The following is a 16,449-nucleotide window of genomic DNA, read 5'->3' as shown; positions in this document are numbered from 1 at the left end:
CGAGTCCCGGGCCCCCGGGTGCAGCGGGCATTCCCAGCGCGACCCTTCAGCGGCTCCGGCTGGAGTTGAGCCGGGCGGCCTGGCGTATCAGGTGGTCGCGCTCGGCGAGGTTGGGAGCCTTTCGGGCCGCCTCGGCGTACAGCCGTGCCGCCGTCCCCAGATCGCCGTCGCGCTCGTGGAGGTACGCCGCCACCGCGGCGTGGCGGGGCACTGAGGTGTCCAGCTCCGCGAGCGCCGCCAGCCCGGCGCGCGGTCCATCGGACTCGCCGACGGCGACTGCGCGGTTGAGCCGGACGACCGGGCTGTCGGTCAGGCGCGTGAGTTCGTCGTACCACTCGACGATCTGCACCCAGTCGGTCTCCTCGGCGGTGGGCGCGTCGGCGTGGAGTGCCGCGATGGCGGCCTGGGCCTGGAACTCGCCCAGCCGGTCGCGCGCGAGCGCCGCTTGCAGGATCTCGACGCCCTCGGCGATCAGCTCGGTGTCCCACCGGCCGCGGTCCTGCTCGGCGAGCGGCACCAGGCTCCCGTCGGGCGCGGTCCGGGCGGCGCGCCGGGCGTGGTGGAGCAGCATGAGGGCGAGCAGCCCCGCCACCTCGGGGTGGTGGACCTGGGCCGCGAGCTGCCGGGTGAGCCGGATGGCCTCGGCGGCGAGGTCTACCTCGCCGGAGTAGCCCTCGTTGAACACCAGGTAGAGGACGCGCAGCACGGTGGCGACGTCGCCGGGCTGGTCGAACCGCACGCCGGAGACGGTGCGCTTGGCCCGGCTGATGCGCTGCGCCATGGTCGCCTCGGGCACCAGGTAGGCCTGGGCGATCTGGCGTGTGGTCAGCCCGCCCACGGCGCGCAGCGTGAGTGCGACCGCGGACGACGGCGTCAGCGACGGGTGGGCGCACAGGAAATAGAGCTGGAGCGTGTCGTCCACCGCGGGCGCGGGTCCGGGCGCTGGCTCCTCGTCGACGCGGTCCTCACGCCGACGGCGGGCGGCGTCCGCCCGGGTCGCGTCGAGGAACTTGCGCCAGGCCACGGTGACCAGCCAGCCCTTCGCATCCCGCGGCGGGTCGGCCGGCCAGACGCGGACCGCCTCGACCAGCGCGTCCTGCACGGCGTCCTCGGCCGCCGCGAAGTCGGCTCCGCGGCGGACGAGGACGGCGAGCACGCTCGGCGTGAGGCTGCGCAGCAGGGCCTCGTCCATCCGAGAGGTCACTTGAAAGAACACTCCGTGATGGTGGGCGGAGCGGCCAGGAACGGGCGTACCTCGAGCCACTCGTGGATAGGCTTCCCGCCCGCCCCGGGGGCGGCCGACAGTTCCCCGGCCAGCTCGACGGCGCGCTCGTAGCTGTCGACGTCGATGATCATCCAGCCGGCGATGAGGTCCTTGGTCTCCGCGAACGGTCCGTCGGTGACCGGCGGGCGCCCCTCACCGTCGTAGCGGACCCACGCTCCCTCGGGGGCGAGCGCCTGACCGTCGACGAACTCGCCGGTCTTCTCCAGCCGGGCCGCGAAGTCGTTCATGTACTGCACATGCGCCGAGATCTCCTCCGGGCTCCACTGGTCCATCGGTACGTCGTTGACCGCAGCCGGGGCGCCGCGGTAGTGCTTGAGCAGCAAGTACTTGGCCATGGTGCTTCTCCTCGATACTGGTGCGACCCATTGTGGTCGCGTTCACCCCAGGGACGGAGCCGGCCACGGGTTCTCGACATCGCCGCCAGAATTTTTTTGGATTTCAGTCCTGCCGGCCCTGCTGGCCCTGCCGGCCGCAGTCGTAGAGGCGGAAGCTGCCCTTGGTGCGCCAGCCGTAGGCCTTGGAGCGGATACGCGTGCAGTGAGACTTCACCCAGGTCGTGGCGGGGGTGGTGGGGCGCTCGGGGGTGAGCAGGGCGTAGCGGAGCTGGTGGGTGGAAACGAGGGTGTCGAGTTGCTGGGCGCTGGGGAAGGGGGTCTTGCCGGTGAAGCCGCCCATGACGAGCATGGGCTGGGACTCGGCGCGCAGCAGGCGTTCCGCGGGGTAGGCGGCCTGGGTGGCGAGCAGGTACTTCTCGCCGTGGCGGTGCGCGGTGAGGTAGTCGAGCAATGCGGTGTCACGGTCGCTGGGCTGGTCGAGACCCACCCGGCGGAGAGCGGACCGGTGGTGGACGGCGTTGTGGTAGACCTTGCCGACCGGACCGGCTGTCGGCGACGTGGAGGCACCGGCGTAGAGCGGGTTGAGGCAGGATGCGGCCCAGCCGGCAGGCAGGAGCAGTGTGGCCGCGATTCCGGCGGCCAGGGAGCCCTGGACCATCGCTCGGGAGCCGCGAGACCCGCTGGTCCACAGGCCCAGCACGCCGCACAGGGCAAGGCCCACGGCGAGCAACAGCAGCCAGGAGGCGAACAGGGTCGGCCCGTCGAGTACCAGCGCCCAGGCCACCGTCAGCATGATGGCCGACGGCAGAAACAGCCGACGCCGACCGCCTGCCTCGTGCTCGGACCGGAAGAGGGCGAGCCCGCCCCCGGCGAGCGCGGCGACAGCCGGTGCGAGCACGGCCGTGTAGTAGGGGTGATTGCCGTTGGAGACGCTGAACACCACGGCATGGACGGCCAGCCAGCCGCCCCAGAGCAGGAATCCGGCACGCAGCAGGTCGGTCCGCGGTTCGCGGGCGCGCCAGACCAGGCCCAGTACGGTGGCGAGCACGGCGAGCGGCAGGAACCAGGCGATCTGCGGGCCGACGATGTGGTTGACCAGCATGCCCCAGCCGGTGTTTTCGGAGGTCCGGCTGGCGGCGGTCCCCGAAACGGCACCGAACGCGGTGTCGTCGTCGCTGAAGCGGCTCAAGCCGTTGTAGCCGAAGACCAGGCTGAAGGGATTGTTGTTCGACGTGCCGTCGACATAGGGGCGGTCCGCGGCGGGCGTCGCCCACGCGATCAGCGCCCACGAGCAGGAGACGGCCAGCGCGACCGCACCGCTCAGCAGGAGGTGCAGGGCCCGGCGCAACGGCGCGCTGCTCGCGGCGAGTTGGTAGACGAGGGCGAAGACCGGAAGCACCAGCCATGCCTGCAGCATCTTCGTCTGGAAGGCGAGCCCGACCCAGACGCCACAGGTGATCAGTGGAAGCAGCCGCCCGGTCTGCACTGCCTTCTGCAGGGCCCCGGCGGCCGCCACGAGCAGCAGAGTGAGTGCGGTGTCCGGGATCGTGGCCCTGTTGAGAACCACGGTGACCGGCGTGAAGGTGAGCGTCAGCGCGGCGATCAGCGCGGCGAACGGCCCGGCCCACGCGCGCACGATCCGGTGCAGCAGCCATACGGTGACGACGCCCTCGACGACCTGCGACAACGCGGCCGCCCAGGTGTGCGGGCCGAAGATCCAGACGGAGATGGCATCGGGCCAGAAGGCGCCGGGCAGCTTGTCGAGGGTGATCGAACCGCTGGTGTCGAGACCGCCGAAGAAGAAGGCCCGCCAACTGGTGGCCATCGACCGTATCGCCGAGCTGTAGTAGGGGTGAATCGCGGCGTGCCCCATGCCCCACGCGTACAGCAGTGCGGCGACGGCCAGCACCGCGGCCAGCGCCGGGCGCTCCCAGGGCGCCGGAGCCTCCGGCCGACCGCCGCGGCGGCGCGACGTCCGGCGACGGCCCTGGGGGTCGGTGCTCTGGGCGGTGGGGATGGTGGCCATGGCGGAGGTCCTCGGATCAGTGGTCAGGCGGAGCGGCGGGTTACGGGCGGCAGGCTGCTCGGAACCCGCAGGCACGGCAGGTGCGTGGCGTCCGGCAGTACGCCGCCCGGCAGACCGCCCATGGTCGTGCCGCCGACGGCGGAACGACCGGGGTGGAAGCTCGGGCGGACCTGGCGGACCCGGCCGTGGAGGCCCGGGCACCTGCCGCAGTGGTCAACGGCCGCGGCCGACGACGCCGGGCCGTCGGCGGTGGTGATGCCGGGGGCGGCGGCGGAGCGGGGAGTCGCAGTGCCGGTCGTCGTGGACGTGTCGGCGGTACGGCGCCCCGCTGACGTGGTGGCACCGATGGCGACGCGCTTCGAGAGTGGCAGCGAAGCGCCTGGCGGGTGCACTCGCCGGGCAGCGGTCGGGCGGCGGGGCGGAGGGTGCGCTGTGGCGCGGCGCCCGGGCAGCGGTGGGCAGGGCAGCGGATCCTCTCTCAACCGGCGACGAGCGCTCGAATACTCGACAAGCGCACACTTTAGCCGCATGAGATCACACGAAAATCACATGTGTCCCTGTGCCACTCGTGCGCGGGATCCGTTCGGAGGCTGGCTCAGGAGGACCTGAGCCAGCTGGTCATACGGTGACGTCAGCGGACGAAGGAGATCTCCGGGTAGCTCTTGTCGGGCCCGTCGAGCAGGGTGCTGTGCTTGTGACGCAGCACCTGGTCGAAGTAGGCGGCGAGGTAGACGCGCTGGACCTCGACCGCCCGGTTGGGAGCGATCGTGCCGAACTGCTGCTGCAGCTGAGCCTTGGAGAGCCCGAGCAGGCCCGCCTCCTGTGGCACCATCACCTCGTTGTCGCTGAAGGACCGGTGCTTCGAGCCGTGCAGCTGGATGTCGACCCGGTATCCCTTCAGATGCGACCACAGCGTGCGCCACGACGAGTCGTTGTTGCGGTTGTGCGAGCCCGCGCTGAAGAGCATGAACGGGCGGCTCAGGTCCTTGCTCGGCGCCGTCCCGAAGAACTGGCCGTCCAGGTTGGCGCCCGCCGCGATGCGGTGGTCGAGCTGCATGGCGGTGTCGACCGCGGCGCCGCCCAGCGACCAGCCGAACATCCCGATCCGGGACATGTCCACGGACTGCGACAGCCCGGTTGGGAGCTTGGCGTGGTCGACGTCCGGGTTGCCGCCCTTGGCGATGGTGCCGAGCTGGTTGATGACGAAGCGGACGTCGGCAGCACGCACGTTGAGCGTGTCCGAGGAGTGCGTGCCGGCCGGCATGGCGTTGACCTCGAGCCGGTTGCCGGGGAACTGCACCTCGCCGGCGTCGTGGGTGTGGTCGACGGTGACGACGAGGTAGCCGCGGCTGGCGAGATCCTGGGCGAGTACGGTGCCCATCGCGCGGTCCGAGTGCAGCCCGGTCGAGTACAGCAGCACGGGCAGCTTGCCGAGCTTGGTGTTCACCGGGGCCAGCAGGTGGCCGGCGGTCTGCGGCAGTGTGACCTGCTGCGGCGACAGGCCGCGTGAGTGGAGGAAGTGATTGCCCGAGAGCGACGGCATCCACGGCGTCGGGGCGTGCCCGGAGGTGGAGGAGGCCGGGTACCAGAACGTCACCATCAACTCGCGCACCCGCCGGCCGCGGACGTACGGGTCAGTGCGGGACTTGTCGACGAGGTGCTGGCTGAAGGTCCCGACCGGGTAGCGCCCGCTCGGCGCGGGAAGCGTGAGCTGAAGAGCGGAGCGGCCTCGACTGAGCGTGGCAGCCGGGTGGTCGCCCTTGGGCAGGGGAGCGCTGTCGTTCTCGGGCGCCCAGGGTGTGGCCGGCTGCTCGGGCGACGCCCCGGTGGCCGCAGGCTTGTCGGACGTCTTCCCGGCGGCCATCGCCGGCGTCATCCCGGCACTCAGGGCGACGGCGAGCACACCTGCGGTACCGACCGCTCGGGCTATGAGTCTGCGGCGGTGGCGCGGTCTGCGGTGTTGCATGAAACTCCTTTGGTGATCACGGGCCATTGGCCCGGCAATTGCCAGGGGCACACCGTACCGCCGCCCGGACCAACGGAGTTGTCGGCCACGCGTTTACCGCGGAGATCCGCGATACCGGCAAATGCCGCGCGTGGCCCCGACCTATGGTGCCTCCGGCGGTGGCAGGGGGAGGCTGGCGGCCCCCGACATAAGTGTGCGGGCTCCGGGTCGCGGAACTCACTCATATTGCGTGGAGAGGGCTGATTGGGCTTCGAAGAACCCCGCCTCCGCTGTGGGTCGCAGGAGGGGGATTGCTCCGTCGGTATGGCCGGTGTCGTCCAGGTCCTGCGCCGCCTCACCTGACGCCGGACGACCATGTCGCTGACCGGGACCGGACGGGCTCGTAGTCGAGCCACGGGTCCTGGAGGAACTCGCCTCGATGGGCAGCATGATCCAGAGCGCTGATCCGGAAGTACAGTGCGCGTCGCGTCTGCTCGGATTCGTAGTTGCCGCCGACGTTGTGGCCGAGGAGGTAGTGCGCGAGCAGCAGGTCCCCGGCCCGTCCCTTGATCTGCTCGGGCTCGGGCAGGTCGATCGGTGGGTAGGCGCAGAACATCTGCGGGCCGTGATCGCGGAAGTATGCGGAGTGTGTGAGATGCGTACCCGGCCAGACCCAGAGGTTGCCGGCGTTCTCCGTGAGCTGATCGGACATCAGGACTCCGGCCAGGAGCGTGAACGTGCCCCGGACCGGCGCACTGGTTGGCTCCGGGTTGCCGGCGTCGATGTGGGGACGGCCGGGACGGTGTGAGTACGGCGGGATGTTCAGCGCGACCTGGACCTGCCAAGGGACCTGCAGTGTCCCGGCCCCGGCCAGCTGTTCGGCGAGACCGAAGGCGGGGCTGCCGGTCAGCGGTGCCATCAGCGCCGGCTCGTCCTTGGTCCGCAGGAAGTAGAAGTGGCTGCCGTACTTGTCGGCGGCGGGTGGATCATCGGCGATGACCTCGTCGATCCGCCGAACCGCCTGGTCGAGTAGATCGTCCTGCACCACCCGCGGAACCAGGACGAAGCCCCGCTCGGCGAACTCGTTGATCTGACTGTCGGTCAGCACTCGATCAACCTAGAGGGACAATATCCCTTGCAGCGAAGGGATTTCCGCCCGAAGCCAAGCGCCGCCAGCCCGCGGCCTCATTGCCGGTCCACCAGGAACTGCCCTCGCGGGGTGCACAGCACAGGCGTGCATCATGGTTGTATGGCCGATTTTGCAGATCCCCAGCTCAGCCAGTCTTTGACCGCTGTCGATCCGGAAGCGTTGCTGGCGCTGGCCGATGATTTTCACGCTCGCACGGTGCGACCACTGGGCAGTCGTGCGGTTGCCGGGCACCTGGTGAAGCCCTATGCGATCGAGGCGCCCGGACGGAGTGTGACGGACGAGGACGTGCAGACCGCGGTGCGGGTCGCCGCCGATTACCTGTCGTCGGCGCACCTGCGGGGTTCTCTCGGGCTCTCCGTGCTGCTCGTCCATGCCGGTGGCGACGGCGACTACATCCTGGTGCACACCTGGATCGAGGGCTACATGTCCGACCTCGCCGTCTTCACCGGTCCGGCAGGCGATGCCACGCAACTCCGGCCCGGCCGGACGGGCCTTGCCCCATGCGTGTGGGAGGCGGCGGTGCTGGCGCACGAGCGGGATGCCGTCACCCGCCACGTGCTGGACGGCCTGGGTCCTGTCGACGAGCGGCTCGCGGCCTGGCGCGGTGATGTGCTGGAGGGCGAGGTCCGGTGACCGGCGCCGGACCGGCCCGGGTGCGACGCGCACGCGTTGCCGATCTTCCTCATGTCGCCCAGTTGGCAGCCGAGCACGCCGCCTACGAAGGAGCGGCGCCTCCGCCCACGGACTTGGCTCGGCGGCTGGAGACGCTGCTGTTCGGCACGAAGCCCCCCCGATTGCGGTGTTTCGTCGCCGAGTTGAACGGGGCCGAGATCATCGGCTATGCCTCGTGTGCCCCGGAGGTGTCCACATGGGACGGGGCGGAGTACCTCCATATGGACTGCCTGTTCCTGCGCGACGGTCACCGGGGCCTGAAGGTCGGCCCCCTGCTGGTGGAGGCCGTCGTGGCCGAAGCGCGTGCACTGGGGCTCGGACAGGTCCAGTGGCAGACCCCGCCCTGGAACACGGACGCGATCAGGTTCTACGACCGGCTGGGAGCCCAGGCGAAGGAGAAGCTGCGGTATCACCTGCCGGTCAGCTGAATTCGACCCGTGACCGACAGCGGTCGCGCGCACCCGGTGCTGGGCTCCCATGACCCCCGCAGGACATCCGGCCGCCTTCTGAAGGAGGATGGTACGGAGGAGCCGAGTGATGGCACGGATGTTGGTCGACGGTGACGACGTGGTCGTGCACCTGTCGCTGCGCGAACGGGTAGCCGCGCGCCGCGGCGATGTGCGCGTGCCGTTGACGGCGGTGTGCCGGGTGACGGTCGAACCCGATTGGTGGCGTGCCCTGCGCGGAGTCCCGCGGCGCGGCGTCTGGATTCCCGGCGCCCGGTGCATCGGCACGCGCGGCCATCACGCCGGGGCGGACTTCGTGGTGATACGGCCCGGTGGACCCGTCGTGTGCGTCGAGCTCCGGCCGTCCGCGCCCTTCCGCCTCCTGGCCGTCTCCGTGCCGACCCGCGCGGAGTCGGAGACCACGGTTCGGTCGCTCGTCCAAGGCGCATCCAAACTCGACAGGTCAACACCGTGCCGGCAGCCCCTCCCGGTACCCGAGGAGGACCCCGTCCCGTGACGTCTTGGGCCTCGCCAACGCCGCCACAAGCGGCTGGGAACTTCTCTGGCCTTCGGCGCGGCGTTGCGGGCGACGCTGCCGCGGGCGAAATCGGCCGTGGTGGGGGAGCGTCTGGGACGGTCGATGCGGCGGCGCTGGACAAGGCCGACACCCTCACCGAGGGCACCCCGACAGCAACGGGGATCCGCCCGCAGGCCCGGCGGACGCTCCGTCTGGCTTGGCCTGGTCAACGCCCCCGACGCCACCAGTGATCGCCCGGGGGACGGGCGTTACTCTGCACCTCGACTGCGAGACGACGGATGTCGATGTCGATCTCCATCTGATCGACCGGGCGCGGAGGTGCTCTGGGTGGGTGTGAATGAGCCGGTGTCCGAGGAGCGGGGAGCGGACATCCCGCCGGCCCGTATGGGGGCGTGGCGGTTCGTGGTCTGGTTCGGCACGGTCAGTCTGCTCGCGGATGTCGTGTACGAGGGCGCCCGGTCGATCACCGGGCCCCTGCTGGCCTCCCTGGGCGCATCCGCCCTGGTGGTCGGTGTGGTCACCGGCGCCGGGGAGGCGGCGGCGCTGGGGCTGCGGCTGGTCTCCGGCCCGATGGCGGACCGCACCCGCCGCTTCTGGGGTCTGGCGATCGCGGGCTACGCCCTGACGGTCGTCTCGGTGCCGTTGCTGGGCGTGGCCGGTGTGCTGTGGGCCGCCTGCGTGCTGGTGATCGCCGAACGGGTCGGCAAGGCGGTGCGCTCGCCCGCGAAGGACACGCTGCTCTCGCACGCCACCGCCGCCACCGGCCGGGGCCGGGGCTTCGCCGTCCATGAGGCGATGGACCAGATCGGCGCCCTCGTCGGCCCGCTGCTGGTGGCGGGCGTGCTCGCGCTGACCGGGAACGACTACGGCCCCGCGCTCGGCGTGCTCGCCGTCCCCGGCATCGCCGTACTGATGCTGCTGTTCTGGCTGCGGTCCCGGGTGCCGGACCCGGAAGCCTACGAACGTGAACTGACAGCCGCAGCACCCACGACACCGGACGCGCACAACGGCCGTCTGCCGAGGGCGTTCTGGACGTACGCCGCCTTCACGGCAGTCACCACGACCGGGTTCGCCACCTTCGGCGTGCTCTCCTACCACCTCATCCAGCGGCACCTGCTGACCGCCGCGTGGGTCCCGGTGCTGTACGCAGCGGCGATGGCCGTGGACGCCGTGGCCGCGCTGGCCACAGGGTGGCTCTACGACCGGCACGGCCCACGAGTGCTGATCGCCCTGCCCGTCCTGACCGCCGCCGTAGTGGCGCTGGCCTTCACCGGCACCCTCGCGATCGCGGTGGCCGGGTCGCTGCTCTGGGGCGCCGCCATGGGCATCCAGGAGTCCACCCTGCGTGCCACGGTCGCGGACCTGGTGCCCAGCGGACGGCGCGCGACCGCCTACGGCCTGTTCGCGGGCGTCGTGGGCGCGGCCAGCCTGGCCGGCGGCGCCCTGACCGGCGGGCTCTACGGCTACTCGATTCCCCTGCTGATCACGGTGGTCGTCGCCATCCAGGTGCTGGCTGTCGTGCTGCTCGCCGTCATGAGGGCCAATCGACGCTGAGGTCAACGGAGTTGCTGGTCGTCCGACGCGATCGGAGGAGCGCTGTGGGACGACTCCGGATCAGCGGCATCGCATGAGTACCCTGCACGCCACTTCGGACGAGGCGCCGACTCAAGCGCGCCGGTGCCCGCACCAGGGGGTGCTCCTCCGGTGCGGGCTGCCGATCGGGCAAGGGTGTTGCCGCTCAGGAAAGGGTGCGGCCGCTCCAGCCCGAGCCGACGCGGACCCGGCTGCCGAAGGTGCCGTGGCCGGTGCCCGGGTTGAGCCAGGCCACGCCGTCGGAGTCGACCGAGAGCAGGTCGGCCTTGGCGTCGCCGTTCAGGTCGGCGGCGCCGAGGACCTGGCGGTAGGTCTTGCCCCAGTCGCGGAAGACCAGCACGCGGTCGGCGAGCTTGCCGGTGCCGGTGCCGTTGTAGCGCCACAACTCGCCGGAGCCGTCGAGGGCCAGCACGTCGCCGTGCCCGTCTCCGTTGAGGTCCCCGGCGCCGATCACCCGGGTGTACGCCTTCCAGCCGGACCGGATCTTGACGCGTGCGGCGAATCCGGCGCTGCCGTTGCCCGCGTACAGATAGACGTCACCGGTCGCGGCGGAGCGAGCCAGCAGGTCGGCGCGGCCGTCGCCGGTCAGGTCGCCGGGGGTGGTGAGGACGTCGTAGCCGCGCCAGTCGCTGCTGGTCCTCTTGTACGGGGAGCCCGGCGCGGGCAGTCGGCCCGCCGGGGTCTCGTACATGCGGGCTTCGCCCGTCGGCAGCACGGCGAGGACGTCGTTGAGGCGGTCCCCATTCAGGTCGCCGAAGCCGGTGAACCGGGTGCCGGCGGGCCAACCGGTGGTGACCGCGCCGCTGTGCACGGAGCCCGTCGCGAGGTGGCCCGCGGCGTCGCCGTCGTAGCGGGTCAGGGTGGTGCCGCTCAGGCCGAGCACGTCGGCGCGGCGGTCGTCGCCGTAGTCCCGGGCCCGGGGCAGCGCGCGGGTGGTGCCGGAGACGGTGTACAGCGGGCCGCCGAGGGCGGAGCTGTCGGACCAGAGCGCGGTGGGACGGGTGCCCGCGACCGTGAGGGCGCCGCCGATCGCCCGGTTGCCGGTGGTGGTGCCCAGCGTCTTGGGGGCCGACCAGCCGCCGCGGGTGCGGAATCCGGCGACGAACCGGTACGAGCCGTTGCCGATGGACACGGCCCAGCCCGCGTGCACTGTGCCGTCGTCGGCGATGCCGGAAGTGACGGCATGGTGGGGAGAGCCGAAGGGACGGCGGTCGTCGGCCTGTTCGACGGCACCCCAGACGCCGGTGCGCGCCGAGCGGGTGGTGGAGATCACCGCCGTTGCGGCGGTGTCGACGAGGGTGACGTCGCCGTTCGGGGCGATCAGCGGACGGGGCAGGAGGCGGGGGGCGTACCAGCCGGTGAGTGGGGTCTGCTCGGTGGCGCTCCACGCGTCACCGGGGGCGCCCTTGCGGGCGAAGCGGACGGGGCCGCTGCTGCTCGCCCACAGGAGGGTGAGGCCGCCGGCCGGGTCGGCGTCGAGGCGGAGAGCACCGGGCTGGGTGCCGGTGAGGGGGGTCAGGTCCTCGGTAGCGCCCCACGCGGTCGTGCCGGCCTTGCGCTCCATGATCCGGGAGTGGTAAGAGACCTCGGCCCCGGTCGAGCGGGCGAAGCCGCCTCCCTCGCGCAGGGCGTCGTCGAGGTTCCATGCGATGGCCGCGTTGCCCGCCTTGTCGACGGTGGCGTACAGCCCGGTGAGGGTCCACTCGCCGTCTTCGGTGTCGCTCTTGACGGTGTCGAACACGGTGGGCTCGGACCAGGCCTCGCCGGGGGCCGGCCGCTCGGACATGCGCAGCTCGCGTCCGCCCTGGACCGGGACGGCCCAGACGGCGGTGAGGCGGCCGGTGGCGCTGCCGAAGACCACGGGAGGAACATCGATCCAGGTGAGGGTCCCGACGGTGGTCGGGTCGGACCAGCGGGTGGCACCGGGGGCCAGGGTGGCGGCCTTCAAGACGTTCTGGCCGCCGGAGGCGCGTTCGCGCCAGTAGGCGACGAAGGAGCCGTCGGCCTGCGGGGCGAGGGTGCTGCTGCCGTCGTAGACGTAGTCGGCGTCGGTGGACAGCGTCTGGGGCGCGGCCCAGGTGGTGCTGCCCGCCGGACGGACCTGGATGGTGAGCCGGCGGACCTCCGCGCTCTGCGCGGGGTCCTGCGGCTGGTCGCGCAGGGCGACGAGGGCACCGTCGGCGCGGGCCTGCAGGCCCAGGAAACGGTGCTGGGCGGCGGGGGCGAGCTCGGTGGCCGTGCCCCAGACGCCGGGCTGTACGGGGTCGGTGGTCACCGTGGCGTTCCCCGCCGTCGCCCCGGCCGCGGTGTCCGCGGCTGCCGCCTCGGCGGACGGTGCCCCCACCAGGCTGCCGCTCAGCACGAGCGCGAAAGCCCCTCTGATGACATGCGAATTCACGATCCGGCCCCCCATGCTCCACACTTTGTGATCAAAGTGTGTGGATCTTATACGACGGGTGTGACACTCCGGCGGCGCCGCTGCCCGCCGCTGCCCGCCGCGAGGCCGCCCACTGCAAGCCTCACCGATCCGACCGGCCGATCCTCGCGGCATCCGTGATTTCGCGAAGTCCACCCACGCCGCTCCGATAGCATGATCGAACTCATGACGAGCGCCATGCTGCCCGGCACGAAGAGTGACCCGTTTAACTAACCACCAATAAATCGGCCAAACAATTGATACGTATAGCGTCGCGGGTGTTTTCGCGAAAAAACTGGATGACTAAGTTCCCCGCGTGGTGCCAGCCACGGGCCATGCTGTGGGCTGCGGCGGGTGTGGCTGTCCTCGGATTCCTCATCGCGCTGGAGATCGCCGCGCGTCGCTACGGCCTGCCCGGACCGATCACCAACCAGGCGCAAGAGGTGATACTCCCTCCCAAATCGGGTTTCCTGCTGTACGCCAGTCTGGCGTTGATGATGGTGGTGCTCACCTGGCGGCAACGGTTCATCGCGTTCGGTGCCGCGATCGGCATCGATATCGCCCTCTTGCTGGTGCGGTGGGCGCTCGACGTCAAGGTGACCCACGGCCACCCCTTCGGCAACGGCGCGTTGTGGGTGATTTTGGGCCATGCGGTCATCGCTGTCACGCGCCGCACGGGCCGGGAACGTGTCCTTCTGCTGAAGGGCGTCGGGCTGGGCCTGCTGCTGGTGACCGGCCGCAAGGCCGGCGATACCTGGCTACTCATCACGTCGAGGACCCGATCGGCGGTGCTCGACCAGTACGTGGCAACCGCCGATCACGCGCTGGGCAATCCGTCGTGGCTGGTAGGCCGGATGGTCAGGGCCAGCGGCCCGATCGGCGCCCATGTCCTCGACTACGTCTACGTGCAGCTTGCGCTGGCCGCAGTCGCCGTCGCGCTGTACCAGCTGCGTCACGTGGCCGTCGAGCGCCGCTTCCCCGGCCATCATCTGGTGCGCACCTTCCTGGTGATCGGCCTTGTCGGGCCGGCCATCTACATGATCTTCCCGGTGGTCGGACCGATCTTCGCCTACGGCACCGGCGCCTTCGGCACCGGCGGAGGGCACTGGGCGATCGCCGACCTGTGGCCGGACACGCCGCCGCCGATCAATACCCCGCACCCGATGACATACGACGAGCTCACTCCACGCAATTGCATGCCCAGCCTGCACACAGCGTGGGCTACCGCGATCTTCATCCACTCCCGCAAGGGCCCACGCATTCTGCGATTCGCAGGTGCGTTCTGGCTGATTGCCACGCTCGGCGCAACGCTGGGCTTCGGCTATCACTACGGCGTGGATCTCGTTGCCGGCGTGGTGTTCACGCTCACGATCGAGGCGACTCTGCGCTCGCTCCAACGCGGCTGGGACCGGTCGGGCATCCGGCTGGTCGCCTACGGCGCGACGGTCTTCGCTGCGCTCTTGGCGTCATACCGCTATCTGCCGCTGGAGATGGCCAGACACGCGTGGCTATTCGGACCGCTCCTCATTCTTGCGATGACCTCGGTGGTCTACGGCTACGTACGGACCACCAAACTGTGGGAACCGGAGGCTGCACCAGTGCCGCAACCGGAGCCGCAACCCGAACCCGTGTGAGCGGGGGGAGCACGCCTTCACCGGCGCCGCCGGGCCCCAGAGGAGGCCCCGGCGGCGAGCCGGAAACCCATGTCATGGCCGGCCGTCAGTCCTGGGCGTGCTGTCCTGGGCCGTAGAGAGCCGCGATGTGTTCGGAGGAACTCCACCTGCTGTAGGTCGGGTCCTGTGGCCACCCGTCGGGTGAGTCCTGCCATTCCTCCTGTCGCCCGTACGGCAATACGTCGATCAGCGCGAAGGAGTGACTGAGCTGCTCGACGCCGCGACCTGTGGTGTGCCAGGTCCTGTAGACGGTGTCGCCGTCACGGAGGAAGACGTTGACAGCGAATCCGCCGCCAGGCGGTGCGCCGACGTCGCTGCCGAACGTGCTGTTCGCCGTGGAGTACCAGGTCATTTGATTTCCGACTCGCCGCTTGTAGGCGAGTGCCTCGTCGATCGGCCCCTGCGTGACGATGACGAAGCGGGCGTCATAGGCGTCCAGGAACTCCAGTCGGGTGAACTGCGACGTGAAGCCTGTGCAGCCCGGACACTGCCATTGCTTACCGGGGAACCACATGTGGTTGTAGACGATCAGCTGCCTCTTGCCTTCGAAAAGGTCCACGAGCCGAACCGGTCCGTTCTCGCCCTCAAGGGTGTACTCGGGCATCCTGACCATCGGCAGGCGGCGACGCTGGGCGGCGATCGCGTCCAGTTCTCGGGTGGCGGCCTTCTCCCGGACACGCAGGGCTTCGAGCTCTCGCTGCCAGGTTTCGGCGTCGACGACGGGCGGTAGTGCGTTGAAGCTCATGGTCCCTCACTGTCGTGTGCGCAGCTTGCGGTGTTCAGGGTGTAGACCCCGCCCAGCCGTCGAATTCATCGGTGCCCGGGGCCACCGGGCCGAGTGGCATGGGGATCCTGGATACCAAGGTGGCGCGGTGCAGCCGGGCAGCCTGGCCGCGTCGGCGTGTGCGCATCTGACCGCCCGGAGGCGTGTCCCGGCCGAGGCCGTGATCGGACTCGGTGCTCTGAGCCGGGGGGCTTGTGCCGTTCTCGCACCGGCAAGTGCCCGTACTGCCGTATGAGCCAGACCATTTCCGCACCGGGTCAGAAGCTGGAAGGTCATCTCCGCGTCGCGCCGGTCGAGTTCAAGGTGGCTGGGTTCGTCGTCCCCTCCCGGGGCCCTGCTGCCCTCGACCGACTCGCCGCCGCCGTACCGTTCGAACTCCCTTACGGGGAGCGGGGCTTGGATGTCCTTCCTGCCGCTCTGAAGCCTCACGGCTTCCATGGCGCGAACGCTTTCACCACCGGAGACCGGCCGGGAACGGCCACCGCTTCCCCGGGCGGGCGGGGCTGCGGACATGGCGCCGCCAGTCCGCCCTAACACGACCCACCTGACCGTGTTCGCAGCGACACGCTGACGACACGGGGTGAGCCGGCGTCAGAAGATCATCCAAAAGGCCTAATAGTACGGCAATCTGCTTTTTACTCCTCTCATTTGATGCCGCGTCAGCTGTCTGGGGAGTGAGATTTGCTGCCGTAGATCCCCCGATCGCACCCTTGTGCCGGTATTCCGATATGACCGGCATGTCGGCCCTGGGTACTTTTGATCAGGAGCCGGCTGACGGGTCGGCATCTCTGAGACTGGAGACAGGAGAAGCGACATGAAGCTCCCCCGTTCCACCGCAGTCACCGCCGGTGTCGCGGCTGCCGCAGCCCTGGCCGCCACAGGTATCACCTACGCCTCGGCTGCCTCCGCCCCGGCGCCCGAGACGGCCCCGGCCGCTGCCGCCGCGGCTCCCCTCGGTGGCGACTCCGGACAGGGCAAGGGCAACGAGGGTTGGGGCAAGGGTGGCCACGAGCGCGAGGAGGGCCGCATCCAGGTCAACGAGCGGTCGTACTCCGCCCACCCGGGCGACTGCATCACCGTGATCAGCGGCCTGGGTGCCAAGAGCCTGAACATCCGCAACGACACTCACAAGACCGTGGAGGTCTTCCGCGGGGCGGTCTGTGACAACGGCGCTCCCATCGCGACCGTCGGGCCCCACAGCTCGAGCTTCGGCGTCCATGCGTGTGACAGCGATGGCATCAAGGTCAAGAACGGAGTGGTGGCCAGCTTCCGCGTGATCCACCACCACGAGGACTAGTCCAGAGCCGACCGCAAGATGGGGCCCCGGCCCGCCGCAATCGGGCCGGGGCTCTAGTCCCTACCATTCTCCGACAGGCACGCGCCGTGCACACCCTGCCGGAGCTGGACGCCAAGCGCTGCGCGCCAGGTGCCCGGTACGCCATTCATTCGTTCGCCAGCCTGCTTGCCCGGCGATTTCGGCCCGCGCGCTTCCCCCGGCGCGTGCCCCCGAGCCATGGCCGCCGGCTTCCCTCCCGACGTCTTCCCTAGCCCGAACGGGTGAGGAAGGTACAAGCCGCACGTCGGAT

At 70.3% G+C, this 16,449-nt stretch carries 13 protein-coding genes; 6 read left to right on the top strand and 7 right to left on the bottom strand.

Features of this window, described 5'->3' with window-relative positions; genetic code table 11:
* Positions 1 to 46: 46 nt before the first annotated feature.
* The 5 genes from ACWC0C_RS09595 to ACWC0C_RS09575 form a co-directional block, all read right to left on the bottom strand.
* Complete coding sequence (locus tag ACWC0C_RS09595; protein WP_450863181.1) at positions 47 to 1,192, bottom strand: RNA polymerase sigma factor; 1,146 nt, start codon at positions 1,190 to 1,192, stop codon at positions 47 to 49.
* Between the two features lie 8 nt (positions 1,193 to 1,200).
* The gene (locus ACWC0C_RS09590) at positions 1,201 to 1,620 is read right to left on the bottom strand and encodes a YciI family protein (protein WP_449196497.1); all 420 of its coding nucleotides are present in this window, start codon (positions 1,618 to 1,620) and stop codon (positions 1,201 to 1,203) included.
* Positions 1,621 to 1,723: 103 nt separating this feature from the next.
* Positions 1,724 to 3,646, bottom strand: coding sequence for an ArnT family glycosyltransferase (locus ACWC0C_RS09585; RefSeq protein ID WP_450862906.1), 1,923 nt, complete (start codon positions 3,644 to 3,646; stop codon positions 1,724 to 1,726).
* Between the two features lie 631 nt (positions 3,647 to 4,277).
* Complete coding sequence (locus tag ACWC0C_RS09580; RefSeq protein ID WP_450862904.1) at positions 4,278 to 5,612, bottom strand: alpha/beta hydrolase; 1,335 nt, start codon at positions 5,610 to 5,612, stop codon at positions 4,278 to 4,280.
* 334 nt (positions 5,613 to 5,946) lie between these two features.
* The gene (locus tag ACWC0C_RS09575; protein ID WP_450862902.1) at positions 5,947 to 6,699 is read right to left on the bottom strand and encodes a phytanoyl-CoA dioxygenase family protein; all 753 of its coding nucleotides are present in this window, start codon (positions 6,697 to 6,699) and stop codon (positions 5,947 to 5,949) included.
* A gap of 141 nt (positions 6,700 to 6,840) precedes the next feature.
* On the opposite strand from ACWC0C_RS09575, the gene ACWC0C_RS09570 reads away from it, so the two are divergent.
* The 4 genes from ACWC0C_RS09570 to ACWC0C_RS09555 all read left to right on the top strand — a co-directional run bounded on the left by ACWC0C_RS09570 (position 6,841) and on the right by ACWC0C_RS09555 (position 9,951).
* Positions 6,841 to 7,374, top strand: a complete 534-nt coding sequence (locus tag ACWC0C_RS09570; protein ID WP_450862900.1) for a hypothetical protein — start codon at positions 6,841 to 6,843, stop codon at positions 7,372 to 7,374.
* A complete protein-coding gene (locus ACWC0C_RS09565; RefSeq protein ID WP_450862899.1) occupies positions 7,371 to 7,841 on the top strand; it encodes an N-acetyltransferase family protein in 471 nt (156 codons plus the stop codon). The genes ACWC0C_RS09570 and ACWC0C_RS09565 overlap by 4 nt, the downstream gene beginning before the upstream one ends.
* 109 nt (positions 7,842 to 7,950) lie before the next feature.
* Positions 7,951 to 8,376, top strand: coding sequence for a hypothetical protein (locus ACWC0C_RS09560; protein WP_450862898.1), 426 nt, complete (start codon positions 7,951 to 7,953; stop codon positions 8,374 to 8,376).
* 348 nt (positions 8,377 to 8,724) lie between these two features.
* Positions 8,725 to 9,951 (top strand): MFS transporter, encoded by a 1,227-nt coding sequence (locus ACWC0C_RS09555; protein ID WP_450862896.1) that lies wholly within the window; start codon positions 8,725 to 8,727, stop codon positions 9,949 to 9,951.
* A 184-nt stretch (positions 9,952 to 10,135) separates the two neighbouring features.
* Here the strand turns inward: ACWC0C_RS09555 and ACWC0C_RS09550 are convergent, their stop codons facing one another.
* Entirely contained in the window at positions 10,136 to 12,388 is a 2,253-nt protein-coding gene (locus ACWC0C_RS09550; RefSeq protein WP_450862894.1) for an FG-GAP repeat domain-containing protein, read from the bottom strand.
* 353 nt (positions 12,389 to 12,741) lie between these two features.
* Between ACWC0C_RS09550 and ACWC0C_RS09545 the strand changes: the two genes are divergently transcribed.
* Positions 12,742 to 14,040 (top strand): phosphatase PAP2 family protein, encoded by a 1,299-nt coding sequence (locus ACWC0C_RS09545; protein WP_450862892.1) that lies wholly within the window; start codon positions 12,742 to 12,744, stop codon positions 14,038 to 14,040.
* A gap of 85 nt (positions 14,041 to 14,125) precedes the next feature.
* Here the strand turns inward: ACWC0C_RS09545 and ACWC0C_RS09540 are convergent, their stop codons facing one another.
* A complete protein-coding gene (locus ACWC0C_RS09540; protein WP_449196507.1) occupies positions 14,126 to 14,824 on the bottom strand; it encodes a DUF899 domain-containing protein in 699 nt (232 codons plus the stop codon).
* Positions 14,825 to 15,677: 853 nt separating this feature from the next.
* Here ACWC0C_RS09540 and ACWC0C_RS09535 point away from each other — a divergent pair.
* Positions 15,678 to 16,160: a hypothetical protein gene (locus ACWC0C_RS09535; RefSeq protein ID WP_449196508.1), complete on the top strand. Its 483-nt coding sequence runs from the start codon at positions 15,678 to 15,680 to the stop codon at positions 16,158 to 16,160.
* Positions 16,161 to 16,449 lie beyond the last annotated feature (289 nt).

This window comes from Streptomyces sp. NPDC001709 (assembly GCF_053596375.1).
Note: the sequence above shows the minus strand (reverse complement) of the source record. Positions and strands in the feature narration are given on the sequence as shown.